The organism is Cronobacter sp. 153480017-3, from assembly GCF_053627815.1.
The window spans coordinates 1-15186 of record NZ_JBSEYN010000010.1 but is presented as its reverse complement, the minus strand read 5'-3'; the positions used below and the strand labels follow the sequence as shown (position 1 = coordinate 15186).

The window sequence follows — 15186 nt, the reverse complement described above, 5'->3', positions numbered from 1 at the left end:
ATACAGCGCGATGTATCATTATAGGATATGGAATTATCGTTGGGTATTGCTTATAATAAATTGAAATGCGCAATTTATAATTGAAAAACCATGGATAAAAGCATCACATCTTTAACCCCAACAAATGAAATCAGAGCATATTATACGGATGATTTCATTCGAGTTTATCAGGCGTTTTCTGATGAAATAGCAGAAAGCGCTCTTGAGAATAAAACCTTCGTATCTCCCCCGTTCAGTATGAGTAGAATGACATGGATTAAGCCTTCTTTTTTATGGATGATGTATCGTTCAGGATGGGCAAAGAAAGACTCAAAACAAAAAAGGATTCTGGCAATAGATATAAGCCACACAGGATTCCGGGAAATAATAAAAAATGGAGTACTTAGCAGTCATGGCAAGTCTCTTCATAACAGCTTAGACAGCTGGCGCACTGATATTAAAGAATCAGATGTAATAATACAATGGGATCCAGAAAGGGACATACATTTAAATAAGCTAAACTATCGTACCATACAAATAGGATTACGTAATAAAGCGGTTGAAGATTATTGTAAAAAATGGATTATTAGCATTTCAGACGTAACCAGACACGTCGAAAAAATCAAAGACCTTGTAGATGCCGGGAACATACAGTCAGCAATCTCGCATCTGCCACAAGAACGGCCTTATAAAATTTAAGCCGTAAACCGGCTTAAATTAAAATATAGCCTTTAATCTATATATCCGTAAGATTTTCCAACTTGCACCGCTTTGCTCTTTATTTCCGGGATGGAATTTTTTGACAATTCTTTTAATTTCTCAATAGCATAATTTGAACCTGTTTTCGCTAGAGCGTATATACAATTCCATGCCAATGTATAATTATCATCCTCTCTGTCATCAGCCAAATAATCGTATTCAGATAAAGCACATTTATATAGTGCATTTGCTGCATTATCGCTTTTAGCCTTTATTTTAACTAAAGCTAGCACAACATCATCATGTTTATAATGAAAACCATCATCCAAAAGATGTATCAAGATATCTTCATGCTTACTTGTAAATCCAAAGTGAAAGCCAATATATAACGCATATTCAACTTCTTTCGGATCCTTAGAAGAATGCGCGTTTTTTAAAATGTCATTTACAAAATCCTCAACATTCCCCTGATTACATGGAAAAAGCTTTAGAAACTCTTCATCTGTTATTTTTCCATCTCGAAGTGGTTTATTATTAACCACAGAGAGAACTAATTTTTTTTGTTCTGAATTCATTATTTCCTCAACACATTAAAAGAATCGATACCATCGTTAAATATTTTTAATGCCCCCCTTCTCTGCCAAGACCAATATTTATTTGATCTCCCTCTCCTTTAAAGCGCGCATTAGTAAAACCCCAATTTTTTGATTCTAATGGACTCGGCATATCAGGATGAGTTGCAGCAGCAAGATCAGAGTTATCTCTAATTCCAATGCCTTCTAACTGCGCTCGAGTACCCGGTTTTAAATTAAATTGTACAAGTATTCCTTCATAGTTTTCTGAAAACTCACGAGTCGGTGAAATTGTTGTTTCGGTGGTCCCGGGCATACGTCCTGTTTTTTGTAAAACATCAAAAACTTCTTTTGACATAGTTCTGTAAAAGACATTGTCATGTGGAGGCTTATAACATGCAACTAACCCCAACGGGTCCACCCACACCAGCGGATCACCCACGTAAGAATACGTATTCATCCCGCCCGCTAACCCAATCGGGTCCATCTGGGTGTAACGCCCCGCCACCGGGTCGTAATAGCGGAACAGGTTGTAGTGCAGGCTGCACTACTCGCCACATCCCTGTGGCTCGCCCCTTCGGGGTACGCTACGCGTATTCAAATTTGTTCCCGACAAATTTGTCACGATCGAGGTACTGGCCCTGGAAGCACAGGTTCTGCGGCACCTGCCACTGCGGCACGCTGAGTTCGCGCTCCGTTTCGCCCCAGGTGTTGAACTGTCCGCGCCAGACGGTCTGCCCGTCCGCGTCGGTCACCCGCTCCGGCAGGCCGTTAAGTTCGGTGTGGTACCAGTAAATCTCACAGTCGTCGAAAACGCTGTCGACGCGCGCCAGCGGCTCGTAGCTGCCCTCGGTGTAGACGTACTGAACGTTGTTGCCCGGCTCGCGGTCGCTCTGTTCGCCCGCCAGTTGCAGGCCCTGCCAGTCGAAGCGAATGGTTTCCGGCTGCGGGTCGTTATGGCGCCACAGAATCTTGTGCGTCCTGCGCCCCAGCGGGTCATAGCGGTATTCCACCCGGCGGAACTCCGTGTTCCCCTCAAACCGAATCTCCCTCACCCGCTGTTCATCGTCGTACGTGAAATGTTGAATAACACCAGACTTATCCCGCCGCTGAATCAGCCGCCCGAACCCGTCATAATCGAGCTTCAGCCCGTCGAGGCGCAGCAGCAGGTTATGCCACACCGGGTTGCGGTGCGCTTCGGTGCGGTTGCCTGCCGGGTCCCAGAAAAAGCGTTCTTCTTTTTGCGGTTCAACGGCTTTTGTGACCTGACCCGTGGCGTCGTAGCCCCACAGGTGCTGGCTGTATTTTTCGCCCGGCGTTGCGGGCGTGGTGTCGGTGTGTATCTGCTGGACTATCTGGTCGGTGCGGTCCCACCGGTAGCGGCGCTCGAACACCAGCTCCCGGCGGGCGTCCAGCACCGTGCGCTGCGTGACGCGCCCTGCGGAGTCGTAACGGGTTTCCTGCGAGAGCACGCCCTGGCTGCGGGAGATTTCCCGGTGCAGGCGGTCACGACCATACGCCGCCAGCGCGTGCGTCGCCCCGCCGTGGCGCAGCTGCATCTCCAGCAGGTGGCCGGTACCATAGCGCAGCGCGGGTAGCGCGGTTTTTCCCGCGCGGCTAGGCTTAAATGAACGTATGGTTAAGGAAAATTAAAACATAAAACAATGCAAACTTTAATTTAGGAGATTCTTATAAATCACATCTCTAAATTTTATATTTTCACTAGTTAAAGTAAAATCACCTTTTTTAATGAAACGCTTAAAAATATCAATAGTCGGATGAGAAACAAAATCAATATCCTTACCAGCATTTACTCTTATTTTTAATAAACATAAAATTTCACTTGGTAAAAACTGCCATTCAGTAGCATCAAAGACATAAAACTTTTTGGAATCCTTACGACAGTTCTCAGCGTGAAAATCACCCAAAGAAGTAAATACCTTACTCACAACTTCAGAGTCATCACTTAAAAAATTGTTATAAGCGAAACTGTAAACCTCATTGAGGTTGTTTTTGGGGTCTATATTAAGTGGTACACTGCTACCATCCACTAGCCCCTCAAAAGAAGTAACATGATTTTCCACCCCAAAAAAATCATAAGCAAGCATAATAAACAATGGTAGAATACTATGCCCCGCTTCACATCTGGCTAAATTAGGATTACTTTTACTCTTGGCCTCGTTAGCTTTATTTTTAAGGAAAAAATCAAGATATTTCATGACATTTAACTGATCTTCTTTTGTGAAAAAAGAAAGTGCCAATAGCCCCAACGAACTTATAGTAGAATCTAAATATCCCGGAAGTCTTTTTTTCATAAATAAAGACGCCGTAATCGCAAGTAACTGAATATAATAAGAATTTATTAGTTGATTAAAGTTATCCTCATTTTTATTTTCATAGAAATTCTTTGCATAAATAGCAAACTCATTAAATTTTTTCGATAGAGCTGAGGCTATATCTTGCTGCGCAACGCGATAGCCAACATTTTCATTGACAAAATACTTGTATGAAAGATCAGTTTCTCCTGCCAAATAGTTCTCTAACCTTCTATTGAGGTCTTTATATGATTCAGCCTCTTCGTTTTTAACATAATTAACAATACCGTCAATTTCTTTAATTAACCTTTTCATCTATTACCTCCCTTATTCCCATATACTCATCAAATACTTCGACACAAACCAACGCCCATTAGCAGACCGGCCGACAAATACATCGATAACATATGTATCGCCTATATTATCCAGCATCTCATCGACTACATGCCCGTTAAGGTCATAGCCACCCTTAGGAACATCATTTCTTAACACAGTTTCAATAAACTCTTTTGAACTTAGCTGCCGATCGCTTAATTTTCCGACAGACCCAGTTGTATTTGTTTTTACTTCAAAGAAGTCATATTTCCCGTCATGCCTCAAACCGACTAAATCAATACCATTGTTAGATTTATTTTGCACCGAAAAAACATCTGCATAATTACCCGACGCTTTAAGCTGGGATTGCGCATGGGACTCGCCAAAATCCCCTAAGCGCTTACTAAAGCACAGACCAAGCGGATCAACCCAAGTTAATGGGTCCGGCACATATCCATAAGTATTAATCCCATCAAGCAACCCAATCGGGTCCATCTGGGTGTAACGCCCGGCCACCGGGTCGTAATAACGGAACAGGTTGTAGTGCAGCCCGCTTTCCCGGTCGAGGTACTGCCCCTGGAAACGCAGGTTCTGCGGTATGTGCCACTGCGGCACGCTGAGTTCGCGTTCCGTTTCGCCCCAGGTGCTGAACTGCCCGCGCCAGACGGTCTGCCCGTCCGCGTCGGTCACCCGTTCCGGCAGGCCGTTGAGTTCGGTGTGATACCAGTAAATCTCACAGTCGTCGAAAACGCTGTCGACGCGCGCCAGCGGCTCATAGCTGCCTTCGGTGTAGACGTACTGAACGTAGTGGTCCGGCTCGCGGTCACTCTGTTCACCGGCGAGCTGTAAACCCTGCCAGTCGAAGCGGATGGTTTCCGGCTGCGGGTCGTTATAACGCCACAGAACCTTATGCGTCCTGCGGCCCAGCGGGTCATAGCAGTATTCGACCCGGCGGAACTCCGCGTTCCTCTCAAACCGAATCTCTTTTACCCGCTGCTCATCGTGATAGGCAAAACGCTGCACCACACCGTTTTTATCCTGACGGCGCGTGAGCCGCCCGAACCCGTCGTAATCGAGCTTCAGCCCGTCGAGGCGCAGCAGCAGGTTGTGCCACACCGGGTTACGGTGCTCCTCAGTGCGGTTGCCCGCGGCGTCCCAGAAGAAACGCTCTTCTTTCTGCGGCTCAACGGCTTTTGTCACCTGGCCCGCCGCGTCGTAGCCCCACAGGTACTGGCTGTATTTCTCGCCCGGTGTTGCAGGCGTGGTGTCGGTGTGTATCTGCTGGACTATCTGGTCGGTGCGGTCCCAGCGGTAGCGGCGCTCAAACACCAGTTCACGGCGGGCGTCCAGCACCGTGCGCTGCGTGACGCGGCCAACGGCGTCGTAGCGCGTTTCCTGCGAGAGCACGCCCTGGCTGCGGGAGATTTCCCGGTGCAGACGGTCGCGGCCGTACGCCGCCAGCGTGTGCGTGGCTCCGCCGTGGCGCAGCTGCATCTCCAGCAGGTGGCCGGTGCCGTAACGCAGGGTGGCCAGCTCCCGGCCATCCGGGTAAAGCGTGCTGCTGAGATTACCCAGTGCGTCGTACTCATACTCAAACTTCCCGCCGTGGTTCTCCTCACTCACCAGCTCGCCCGCGGCGTTGCGGGTGAAGATGAGTACGGCGTCCCACGCAGGCTCGCGCTCTTCCAGCAGCGCCTGCCGCCATTCGGCGCGCGTGGCGCGGCGGATTTCCAGCGAGAGCGTGTTGTGACGGTACTCGGTGGTTTATCGGTCGTCAGCTCTCGCGAAAATTAGTTATAATTCGACTGCTTGTTATTTTATCACCTAACTTAGTGCAGACTATTTATAGTAATATTAATTATCCCATTCATCATATTTGTAATTACTATCAATGGCTATAAAATCTATTCCAACAAGCCCTTGCTTTGTGAATCGTTCTTTAAAATCTAAGGAGCACACAGGCTTTCCAATATCAGGACAAAAGAATAAATGGTCATTAACACCTTCCTTAACAACAAATCTATCTATTTTGCTAAAATAAATTTTTTCATCATCGGTAATGAAATCATCTATCTCATACTCGGACTTATCCTTATCGATTATGGATATATATTTCTTTAAATAAAATAAATTATAGTTCTTAGACAACCCTATTCGATGACTGAGTTCAATCTTTAGAGGCACATTGAAATATTGAACATTCAATTCCGAGCATAGAGATAGCATTTCATCTGAGGCCAGATCATCTAAAGGGTAATAGTCTCCCGCCAAATTATCTACCGTCGTTTTCAAAGTATAGTGGTTACGAAATTCAGTTAACTTAGGCAACCCATCATGAATATTAAACGTTGGCAATTCTGGCGTATACTCTTTGTCAATGTAATGAGGAAGCCCTTCACCATCTGGCTTAAAATTGATTACAAAAAACTTGCAGTTATCTAATGTCATAGCAATCGCCCATTATTAAAATCAATATTAAAGATGCCCTTTTCTAAACCTTCACGTGCCCAATCTTGTATATCTTTGACATGTAAAGCAAGCTGCGTATCACTAAGTTTGCTTTCCTTACGCAGCACATTCTCAAGTTTCTTACGAACCTCACCAGTGTATTCCCGATGATTAGACCAATGACCCGGCATATCTATCGTTTTGGCAAGATCTTCACTTCCCGGAAGGAAAATGCCATTGGAAGCGCCATCACCATCCCAGCCTATTTTTTTCAGTCGATCAAAGATCACCTTATATCTAGGATCTTTAATTAACTCCTCAGGAATTAAGTGATGGTTTGCCATTCCATCCCTTGGCCGTGCTCCCATATTTTTACCAAGCTTAGTGGAACACCAACCTAATGGATCGATATAGACTAATGGATTGGGTGTGTAAGCATAGGTATTAATCCCGCCCGCTAACCCAATCGGGTCCATCTGGGTGTAACGTCCGGCCACCGGATCGTAATAACGGAACAGGTTGTAGTGCAGGCCGCTTTCGCGGTCGAGGTACTGGCCCTGGAAGCGCAGGTTCTGCGGCACCTGCCACTGCGGCACGCTGAGTTCGCGTTCGGTTTCGCCCCAGGTGCTGAACTGCCCGCGCCAGACCGTCTGGCCGTCCATGTCCGTCACCCGCCCCGGCAGGCCGTTGAGTCCGGTGTGGTACCAGTAAATTTCGCAGTCGTCGAAAACACTGTCGACGCGCGCCAGCGGCTCATAGCTGCCCTCGGTGTAGACGTACTGAACGTAGTGGTCCGGCTCCCGGTCGCTCTGTTCACCGGCGAGCTGTAAACCCTGCCAGTCAAAGCGGATGGTTTCCGGGTCTTTCTCACCGTAACGCCACAGGATTTTATGGGTGCGTCGCCCCAGCGGGTCGTACCGGTATTCGACCTTCCTGTATTCCGCATGACCGGTGAAGGTGATTTCTTTTACCCGCTGCTCGTCGTCGTACGTGAAATGCTGAATAACACCAGACTTGTCCCGCCGCTGAATCAGCCGCCCAAACCCGTCATAGTCCAGCGTCAGCCCGTCGAGGCGCAGCAGCAGGTTGTGCCACACCGGGTTGCGGTGCTCCTCAGTGCGGTTGCCTGCGGCGTCCCAGAAGAAACGCTCTTCTTTCTGCGGTTCAACGGCTTTCGTGACCTGGCCCGCCGCGTCGTAGCCCCACAGGTACTGGCTGTATTTTTCGCCCGGTGTTGCCGGCGTGGTGTCGGTGTGTATCTGCTGGACTATCTGGTCGGTGCGGTCCCAGCGGTAGCGGCGCTCGAACACCAGCTCCCGGCGGGCGTCCAGCACCGTGCGTTGCGTGACGCGCCCTGCGGCGTCGTAACGGGTCTCCTGCGAGAGCACGCCCTGGCTGCGGGAGATTTCACGGTGCAGCCGGTCGCGGCCGTACGCCGCCAGCGTGTGCATTGCCCCGCCGTGGCGCAGCTGCATCTCCAGCAGATGACCGGTGCCGTAGCGCAGCGTGGCGAGTTCGCGGCCATCCGGGAATGTTGTGCTGCTGAGGTTGCCGAGCGCATCGTACTCATACTCAAACTTCCCGCCGTGGTTCTCCTCGCTCACCAGCTCGCCCGCGGCGTTGCGGGTGAAGACCAGCACGGCGTCCCACGCAGGCTCGCGCTCTTCAAGCAGCGCCTGCCGCCATTCGGCGCGCGTGGCGCGGCGGATTTCCAGCGACAGCGTGTTGTGGCGGTACTCGGTGCGGTGCTCTGCGGTTTCGCGTGCAGTCAGGCGGCCCAGCACGTCATATTCAAACGCCGTGACCAGCGGCGCGTCCGCGCTGCCCGGCAGCGGATGGCGAATCACCTCCGTCACCTGGCCCAGCGCGTCGTGGCGGTATTCCGTCAGGCGGCCCGCGTAATCCCGCTGGCCCGTCAGGCGGCCTGCGGCGTCATACTCAAACCGCCAGCTCTCGCGGTTCGGGTTCACCAGCGTCGTCAGGCGGCCAAAGCGGTCGTAACGCAGGCGCGTCTGGTGGCCCGCCGGGTCGGTAAGCGAGACCACATCGCCGCGCGGGTTGTATTCGTACTGCCAGGTGGCGCCGTCCGGCAGCACCTCCTGCACCGGGAAGGCGTACACCGGGTGCAATCAGAATGATGATGAACTATTTAGAAGTACATTCTGGGATAAATAGTCTTATCAGACACAACAGGTGGTTAATGGGCCGACTGTGTGCTGGTTTATTTGGCTGCAATACAGCTGAACGGGAATTTCCTTTATTATATATTGACTACATATAACTAACATATCTAACTATGATGAATTATGTAGATAAGCCCGGGCATTGTTATACCCAGGCTAGATTAATTACTCTATTTCATTAATTAAGGCATCAAATGAATCAATAACGAATGCCAGCTCTTTTTCATCCATTAACCATATATACACTTTCCCATAATCCTTTTTACGCATTGAAATAAGGAAACAATTGCCGCCTTGATCATCAGCAAACGGAACAAAATCTTTCAGCTCAGGAAAATCATCAATCAAATCCTTATAGGTTGTTTCTATTGGAGCAGAACCATACTTGAAAGGAATAAAACCACTTAGCAAAAAATCATTATCAGCATATTCATCCGCCAGCTCTCCTCCGTTGTGACTGAGGTAAAATTCTTTAAAAGCCTTCGGAAACTTCCAATTGAATTTTTTTTCAACCTCAACAAGGTCTTCTTGCGTTAACCCTACTTCTGAATCCACTATAATATGTTGCATGTTCCTTTACTCCTAAAACGACCTGGATGTACATATTGTTTACCCGTTGCAGCTTTATACTGACTCACCCCACCATTATGATTAATACCACGGTGTGCCGGCTTTTCAACAAGCTGCATCGTGCCTTTATTAGTTTCCGCATCATAGTCATCAAGATGATGCCAGACATAACCACTTGGGGTAGTTTTTTGGTTTAACCCAGCCTCATAGTTAGCCCGTTCAAAGTCAATTGCATAATCACCCGAGTACTCTATTTTCACAATAGGATTTACACCCGGCTTTTTATTATAAAGCGCGTTACTATTTGAATAATCTAACCCTCCACCAGGTGTTTTAACTACGCCGCTATAGCCACGTTCTTCTAACTTAACTAATGGATCAACAGCAAGCCCCAGCGGATCCACCCACGTCAGCGGATCACCCACGTACGAATACGTGTTCAGCCCGCCCGCTAACCCAATCGGGTCCATCTGGGTGTAACGCCCCGCCACCGGGTCGTAATAGCGGAACAGGTTGTAATGCAGGCCGCTTTCGCGGTCGAGGTACTGACCCTGGAAGCGCAGGTTCTGTGGCACCTGCCACTGCGGCACGCTGAGTTCGCGTTCGGTTTCGCCCCAGGTGCTGAACTGTCCGCGCCAGACGGTCTGGCCGTCCATGTCCGTCACCCGCCCCGGCAGGCCGTTGAGTTCGGTGTGGTACCAGTAAATCTCACAGTCGTCGAAGACGCTGTCGACCCGCACCAGCGGCTCGTAGCTGCCCTCGGTGTAGACGTACTGAACGTAGTGGTCCGGCTCGCGGTCGCTCTGTTCACCGGCGAGCTGTAAGCCCTGCCAGTCAAAGCGGATGGTCTCCGGGGCTTTCTCACCGTAACGCCACAGAACCTTATGCGTCCTGCGGCCAAGCGGGTCATAGCGGTACTCCACACGGCGGAACTCTGCGTTCCCCTCAAACCGGATTTCCTTCACCCGCTGCTCGTCGTCATAGGCAAAGTGCTGCACCACACCGCTTTTATCCTGACGGCGTGTGAGCCGCCCGAACCCGTCATAGTCCAGCTTCAGGCCGTCGAGGCGCAGCAGCAGGTTATGCCACACCGGGTTGCGGTGCTCTTCGGTGCGGTTGCCTGCGGCGTCCCAGAAGAAACGCTCTTCTTTCTGCGGTTCGACGGCTTTTGTCACCTGGCCCGCGGCGTCGTAGCCCCACAGGTACTGGCTGTATTTCTCGCCCGGTGTGGCAGGGGTTGAGTCAGTGTGTATCTGCTGGACTATCTGGTCGGTGCGGTCCCAGCGGTAGCGGCGCTCGAACACCAGCTCCCGGCGGGCGTCCAGCACCGTGCGTTGCGTGACGCGTCCGGCGGCGTCGTAACGGGTCTCCTGCGAGAGCACGCCCTGGCTGCGGGAGATTTCCCGGTGAAGGCGGTCGCGGCCGTACGCCGCCAGCGTGTGCGTCGCGCCGCCGTGGCGCAGCTGCATCTCCAGCAGGTGGCCGGTGCCGTAGCGCAGCGTGGCGAGCTCCCGGCCATCCGGGAATGTTGTGCTGCTGAGATTACCCAGCGCGTCGTACTCATACTCGAACTTCCCGCCGTGGTTCTCCTCGCTCACCAGCTCGCCGGCCGCGTTGCGGGTGAAGACCAGCACGGCGTCCCACTCAGGCTCGCGCTCTTCCAGCAGCGCCTGCCGCCATTCGGCGCGCGTGGCGCGGCGGATTTCCAGCGACAGCGTGCTGTGGCGGTACTCGGTGCGGTGCTCTGCGGTTTCCCGGGCGGTGAGGCGGCCCAGCACGTCATATTCAAAGGCAGTCACCAGCGGCGCGTCCGCGCTGCCCGGCAGCGGATGGCGAATCACCTCCGTCACCTGGCCCAGCGCGTCGTGGCGGTACTCCGTCAGGCGACCCGCGTAATCCCGCTGTCCCGTCAGGCGGCCTGCGGCGTCATACTCAAACCGCCAGCTTTCGCGGTTCGGGTTCACCAGCGTCGTCAGGCGGCCGAAGCGGTCGTAGCGCAGGCGCGTCAGGTGGCCTGCCGGGTCGGCGGCGCTCACCACCTGGCCGCGCGCGTTGCGCGTCACCTTGCGCTCGCGCAGCCCGTCGTCGTCCTGCCCGCACAGCAGCCCGGCGCTGTCATATTCGTAGTGCGTCTCGCGGCCGTCCGCCCGCCGCCAGGTGCGCAGACGCCCCGCCGCAGTCAGCGTCCAGCGGTCGGTGTTGCCTTCGGCGTCGCTGGCGCTGAGCGGTCGCCCCGCCGCGTCATAAAGCCGCTGGCTCTGGTTGCCGGAGCAGTCCTCGTCGCGCACCAGCTGCCCGCGCTCGTTCCACCAGAACCGGTGCGTGTTGTTCAGCGCGTCGGTCTGCTGAACCAGGTCGCCCTGCTCGTTCCACTCAAAGCGCGTCACGCCGCCTTTCGGGTCGGTAAGCGAGACCACATCGCCGCGCGGGTTGTATTCATACTGCCAGGTGGCGCCGTCCGGCAGCACTTCCTTCACCGGGAACGCGAACACCGGGTGCCACGTGGTGAAGGTGCTGTTGCCGAGCGGGTCGCGCACTTCCGTCAGGTTGCCGTGCTCGTCGTGGCCGTATACCCAGCGGCTGCCGTCCGGCGTGGTGGCCGCTTTCAGCAGCTCGGCATAATCCGCCCACTCGTAGCGCCACACGCCGCCGTGGCGGTCGGTGTATTCCGTGATGCGGTAGAGGTAATCCCAGCAGTGGCGCGTCGAGAAACCCGCGTCGCAGCTGACCGTGGCGCAACGTTTCGCCTCGTCGGCGTCGATGCGCCAGCGCTCCAGCACGTTGTCCTGGTCGTCCAGCACCTGATAAGCGCACACGCGCCAGTTCGGCGCATCGGCGGCGGGCTGCCACTGATAATGCACGCTCAGATTGGTGGCGTAGCTGTGCCAGCCCATCATGTCGCTGGCGCGATCCCAGCCGAAGCGGCGCGTGACGATGCCGTCCGCGTCGGTGACCTCGATCAACTGGCCGTGTTCGTTATAACCGTAAGTCACCAGCAGGCGGCGCTCGCCGTTGCACACCTGATGCACGCTGGCGAGGCGGCCATGCGTTTTCTCATACGCCAGTTCGACATCCAGCGCTTCGTTGTCGCCGGAAATCCGCACCAGCCTGCCGTGTTCATCCCAGCTGTAGTACTGGCAGTTCTCATGACGATCGTAGATGCGGAACAGCCGCCACTCACCCGGACGCGTCGGGTCCGGTTCGTAGACGTGGTATTCGCCGCTCGTCATCTGGAGCATCAGCGTGCCGCTGACGGTGTAATAGAGCGTGACGCCGTCTTCGAGATAATCCACCACGTCGCCGGGGGTCAGCTCGCCGAAGCCCAGCTCGCGGCCCGACATATCGCGCCAGATAAACTGATTGTTCTCAAGGCGGAAGAAGCGGGTCTCAAACGGCAGGAGCCAGCCGGTGCCGAGCATACCGGTCGCCAGATTGCGGCTGTTGTAGACACGCTGCCAGATGAGCGGAATGCGATCTTCCAGCGTGAAATCGCGGTCTTCAGCGCCCGCGAGGATTTTCGCGCCGCTGGCGATATCCACCGGGTGCTGCGTCTGGCGCGCCTCACTGCCCACTTTGCCTGCCTGAATCAGCCCGAATGTCGTCAGGCCCATGCCGAGATCGGCGGCAAACTGGCAGCAAAAGGTTTTCATGATCTGGCGGCTGAAGAGTGTCTTCAGCATCCCTTTGCTGAGGTTGCGGATAATCGCCGGCCCAAGGCTGCCGATGGTGTTGCCAATAAGCCGCGCCCAGAAATTCTTACCGCTGCGGATATCGCGCACCACGATGCTTTCGCCGCCGATGCGCACGCGCGTGTTTTCTTTAACTTTGACTTTGGCTTCGCAGGTGCTGCGATCGCCGTTGCGGCTCGCGGGCTGGCCATTGATCAGCACTTTTTTCGAGCCTTCCGCCAGGTAGTTGGTGCCGGTCACCGTATGGCCTTTGGTGCACACCACGATATCGCCCGGCGCCGCCTTAGCGTACGGGCTGGCACCCGCCACGACGGGTTGCGTGAAGTTATCCCAGACGCTGCCCGCGAATTTTTTTACTCCGTCCCAGCCGCTGCTGGCGATGGCGCTTGCTCCTGCCGCCAGGTTATCCAGCGGGTGCAGGGTAAACTGCGCCACTTCGAGAATGGCAACCGCGGTGCCTATCGCAAATGCCTTCGCCTGATCGCCAAAGCTCTCTTGCGGGATGGGCGTATTGAGATAGTTGTGATCAACCGTGCCCGCCGCGCGCGCGGCGGCTTTTTCCATAATGCGTACGTTGTGAGAGCCTGTCTTGATAATCGCATCCGGCGGGCCGAGCCAGCCGAAGAAATCCAGCACAGCATCGACGCCTTGCCCCACCAGATCGCCGGCGTCCTCTGCAATACCCGTGGTGAATACGGCCGCAATCAGTACAACGCCCGCAACCGTACCCAGCCCCGTGCCCATCATCGCCGAACCCGCCGTTATGGCGGCAAGACAGATAGCCCCCTCCACCGCGCCACTGACGACATCGGCGAGCAGAGAGCTGTGGATGAGCGGATCATCTATACGGGCAGCTAACAGTTCGGACACGCTTACGCTCCCTCTCCAGGCGTGAATTCCAGCCCCGCTTTAATGGATTCCCATACCGCCAGCGCGTCGTCATCAAACGGTGCGGTGCGGCTCATCGCCATCACCAGCAGATGATCGTCAAGCATGGTGGTGGCGAGCTGTTCATAAACCGTCACGCCGTGGTTTTCAAAACGCATGGCGACTTCCCGCGCGGGCCTGCCGCCCACCTGCGTATCAGTGACTTCATCACCCGTGAACTTTTTCATGTCACGTTTGATTTTGGCGACCTGGCTTTTCAGGTAAGTCTCTTCTTCGCCAGGCTTGACGTCCCAGGCGCGGGTCAGCACCAGGGAGGCACCCGCTTTCGGCAGTGACAATATCGTCATGCTGCGATCCTGCACGGCTTCCGGCAGCGTCAGCGTCCCTTCTGATAACGTATATTTCACCTGGCTCATGCCTGTCCCTCTCCGTCGGAATTAAATGTTTTTGCCACTTCGTTCTGGATATCCCCGGGCGTCGGCGCGACGTTTGACGCTTTGTCCGGTTCATTTTTGAGGTTCAGATCGAGCGTGCCGCCGGTATTGATTTGCCCTGTGCCGCTAGCGTTGATCGCGAATTTTGTACAGTAGAGATTGACCTCGCCGTTCGCGCTCATTTCCAGCACCGAATCGCCCGTGACCAGGCGAATGCCAGTCGCGGAAGAAACGGTCACCGTGCCCTGGCCCTTGATGTCGTACTGCCCCCCGACCAGCTCATTGCGGCTCATCTGAATGGCGTGTTCTTGTTTGCCTTCAACCTTGCCGGTGTAGTCCTGCTTTACAGAAAGTATCCGCGAGCCGCCGACGCTGTGGGTTTCATCTTTTTTCACTTTGGTATCAAGGTTGCGCTCGGCCTGCAGCCACACCTGCTCCTCACCGGCCTTGTCCTCAAAGCGCAGGGCGTTGGCGTTGTCCGGCGAGCCGTCCTTCGAGCGGCTTAAGAAGCCCATCTGTGTCGCTGCAGCAGGCAGCGCCCACGGTGGCATGCTGGCCTCGTTATAGACGCGGCCCGTTATCAGCGGGCGGTCCGGGTCGCCGTTGATGAAGTCCACCACCACTTCATCGCCCACGCGCGGTATCTGCACCCCGCCGAAGCCCTGGCCCGCCCAGGCGCTGGAGACACGCACCCAGCTGGAACTGGTGTCGTCGCCCTTGCCGAGGCGGTCCCAGTGGAACTTCACCTTCACCCGGCCATATTTATCGGTCCAGATACTCTCGCCCTGCGGGCCGACCACCTTCGCCGTCTGCGGGCCGTAGGTGCGCGGCCACGGCGTCTTCTGCGCCGGGCGGTACGGCACGTCCGCCGGTATCACCTCAAAGCGGATTTCATGCAGGGTGTTGCTGTCCGGGCCGCTCGCGTAGCGGTTCTCCTCGAAGCGGTAGTGGGCGATGGTGGTGAGGTACTCGCCGTTATCCCCGAAGAACGGGGCGTTACGCAGCACAAAGGTGTGGCCGGGCGCGATGCCGAGCGCCGTCGCGGTGCCCTGCGTCTGGCGGTGCTCCACCTGCCAGCGCTCCTGGCGGATGCG

At 54.1% G+C, this 15186-nt stretch carries 10 protein-coding genes and 2 pseudogenes; 1 reads left to right on the top strand and 11 read right to left on the bottom strand.

Features of this window, described 5'->3' with window-relative positions:
- Positions 1 to 90: 90 nt before the first annotated feature.
- Positions 91 to 678: a DUF4291 domain-containing protein gene (locus ACUW6V_RS18205; RefSeq protein WP_454038743.1), complete on the top strand. Its 588-nt coding sequence runs from the start codon at positions 91 to 93 to the stop codon at positions 676 to 678.
- Between the two features lie 32 nt (positions 679 to 710).
- On the opposite strand, the gene ACUW6V_RS18200 is transcribed toward ACUW6V_RS18205, so the two are convergent.
- The 11 genes and pseudogenes from ACUW6V_RS18200 to ACUW6V_RS18150 form a co-directional block, all read right to left on the bottom strand.
- Positions 711 to 1253: a HEAT repeat domain-containing protein gene (locus tag ACUW6V_RS18200; RefSeq protein ID WP_319738812.1), complete on the bottom strand. Its 543-nt coding sequence runs from the start codon at positions 1251 to 1253 to the stop codon at positions 711 to 713.
- 46 nt (positions 1254 to 1299) lie between these two features.
- Positions 1300 to 1608: a hypothetical protein gene (locus tag ACUW6V_RS18195; RefSeq protein ID WP_319738841.1), complete on the bottom strand. Its 309-nt coding sequence runs from the start codon at positions 1606 to 1608 to the stop codon at positions 1300 to 1302.
- 36 nt (positions 1609 to 1644) lie between these two features.
- A pseudogene (locus tag ACUW6V_RS18190) lies at positions 1645 to 2752 on the bottom strand (RHS repeat-associated core domain-containing protein); the annotation flags it as partial.
- A gap of 171 nt (positions 2753 to 2923) precedes the next feature.
- The gene (locus tag ACUW6V_RS18185) at positions 2924 to 3880 is read right to left on the bottom strand and encodes a hypothetical protein (RefSeq protein WP_105583142.1); all 957 of its coding nucleotides are present in this window, start codon (positions 3878 to 3880) and stop codon (positions 2924 to 2926) included.
- Positions 3881 to 3892: 12 nt separating this feature from the next.
- Complete coding sequence (locus tag ACUW6V_RS18180; RefSeq protein ID WP_454038760.1) at positions 3893 to 5374, bottom strand: RHS repeat-associated core domain-containing protein; 1482 nt, start codon at positions 5372 to 5374, stop codon at positions 3893 to 3895.
- 360 nt (positions 5375 to 5734) lie between these two features.
- Positions 5735 to 6328, bottom strand: a complete 594-nt coding sequence (locus tag ACUW6V_RS18175; RefSeq protein WP_115080040.1) for an imm11 family protein — start codon at positions 6326 to 6328, stop codon at positions 5735 to 5737.
- Positions 6325 to 8388: pseudogene (locus tag ACUW6V_RS18170) on the bottom strand (RHS repeat-associated core domain-containing protein); the annotation flags it as partial. The gene ACUW6V_RS18175 and the pseudogene ACUW6V_RS18170, both read right to left, overlap by 4 nt.
- A 288-nt stretch (positions 8389 to 8676) precedes the next feature.
- A complete protein-coding gene (locus tag ACUW6V_RS18165; protein ID WP_054625567.1) occupies positions 8677 to 9081 on the bottom strand; it encodes an SMI1/KNR4 family protein in 405 nt (134 codons plus the stop codon).
- Positions 9066 to 13640 (bottom strand): RHS repeat-associated core domain-containing protein, encoded by a 4575-nt coding sequence (locus ACUW6V_RS18160; protein WP_454038742.1) that lies wholly within the window; start codon positions 13638 to 13640, stop codon positions 9066 to 9068. The genes ACUW6V_RS18165 and ACUW6V_RS18160 overlap by 16 nt, the downstream gene beginning before the upstream one ends.
- A gap of 2 nt (positions 13641 to 13642) precedes the next feature.
- The gene (locus tag ACUW6V_RS18155) at positions 13643 to 14074 is read right to left on the bottom strand and encodes a DcrB-related protein (RefSeq protein WP_012126135.1); all 432 of its coding nucleotides are present in this window, start codon (positions 14072 to 14074) and stop codon (positions 13643 to 13645) included.
- Positions 14071 to 15186 (bottom strand): type VI secretion system Vgr family protein (locus ACUW6V_RS18150; RefSeq protein ID WP_454038741.1); only part of this gene is annotated, 1116 nt, incomplete at its 5' end. The genes ACUW6V_RS18150 and ACUW6V_RS18155, both read right to left, overlap by 4 nt.

Excerpts from the sequence above, each read along its gene's own strand:
- ACUW6V_RS18205 (WP_454038743.1), top strand. The coding sequence starts at position 91 with ATGGATAAAAGCATCACATCTTTAACCCCAACAAATGAAATCAGAGCA.
- ACUW6V_RS18200 (WP_319738812.1), bottom strand. The coding sequence starts at position 1,253 with ATGAATTCAGAACAAAAAAAATTAGTTCTCTCTGTGGTTAATAATAAA.
- ACUW6V_RS18195 (WP_319738841.1), bottom strand. The coding sequence starts at position 1,608 with ATGTCAAAAGAAGTTTTTGATGTTTTACAAAAAACAGGACGTATGCCC.
- ACUW6V_RS18185 (WP_105583142.1), bottom strand. The coding sequence starts at position 3,880 with ATGAAAAGGTTAATTAAAGAAATTGACGGTATTGTTAATTATGTTAAA.
- ACUW6V_RS18180 (WP_454038760.1), bottom strand. The coding sequence starts at position 5,374 with ATGCAGCTGCGCCACGGCGGAGCCACGCACACGCTGGCGGCGTACGGC.
- ACUW6V_RS18175 (WP_115080040.1), bottom strand. The coding sequence starts at position 6,328 with ATGACATTAGATAACTGCAAGTTTTTTGTAATCAATTTTAAGCCAGAT.
- ACUW6V_RS18165 (WP_054625567.1), bottom strand. The coding sequence starts at position 9,081 with ATGCAACATATTATAGTGGATTCAGAAGTAGGGTTAACGCAAGAAGAC.
- ACUW6V_RS18155 (WP_012126135.1), bottom strand. The coding sequence starts at position 14,074 with ATGAGCCAGGTGAAATATACGTTATCAGAAGGGACGCTGACGCTGCCG.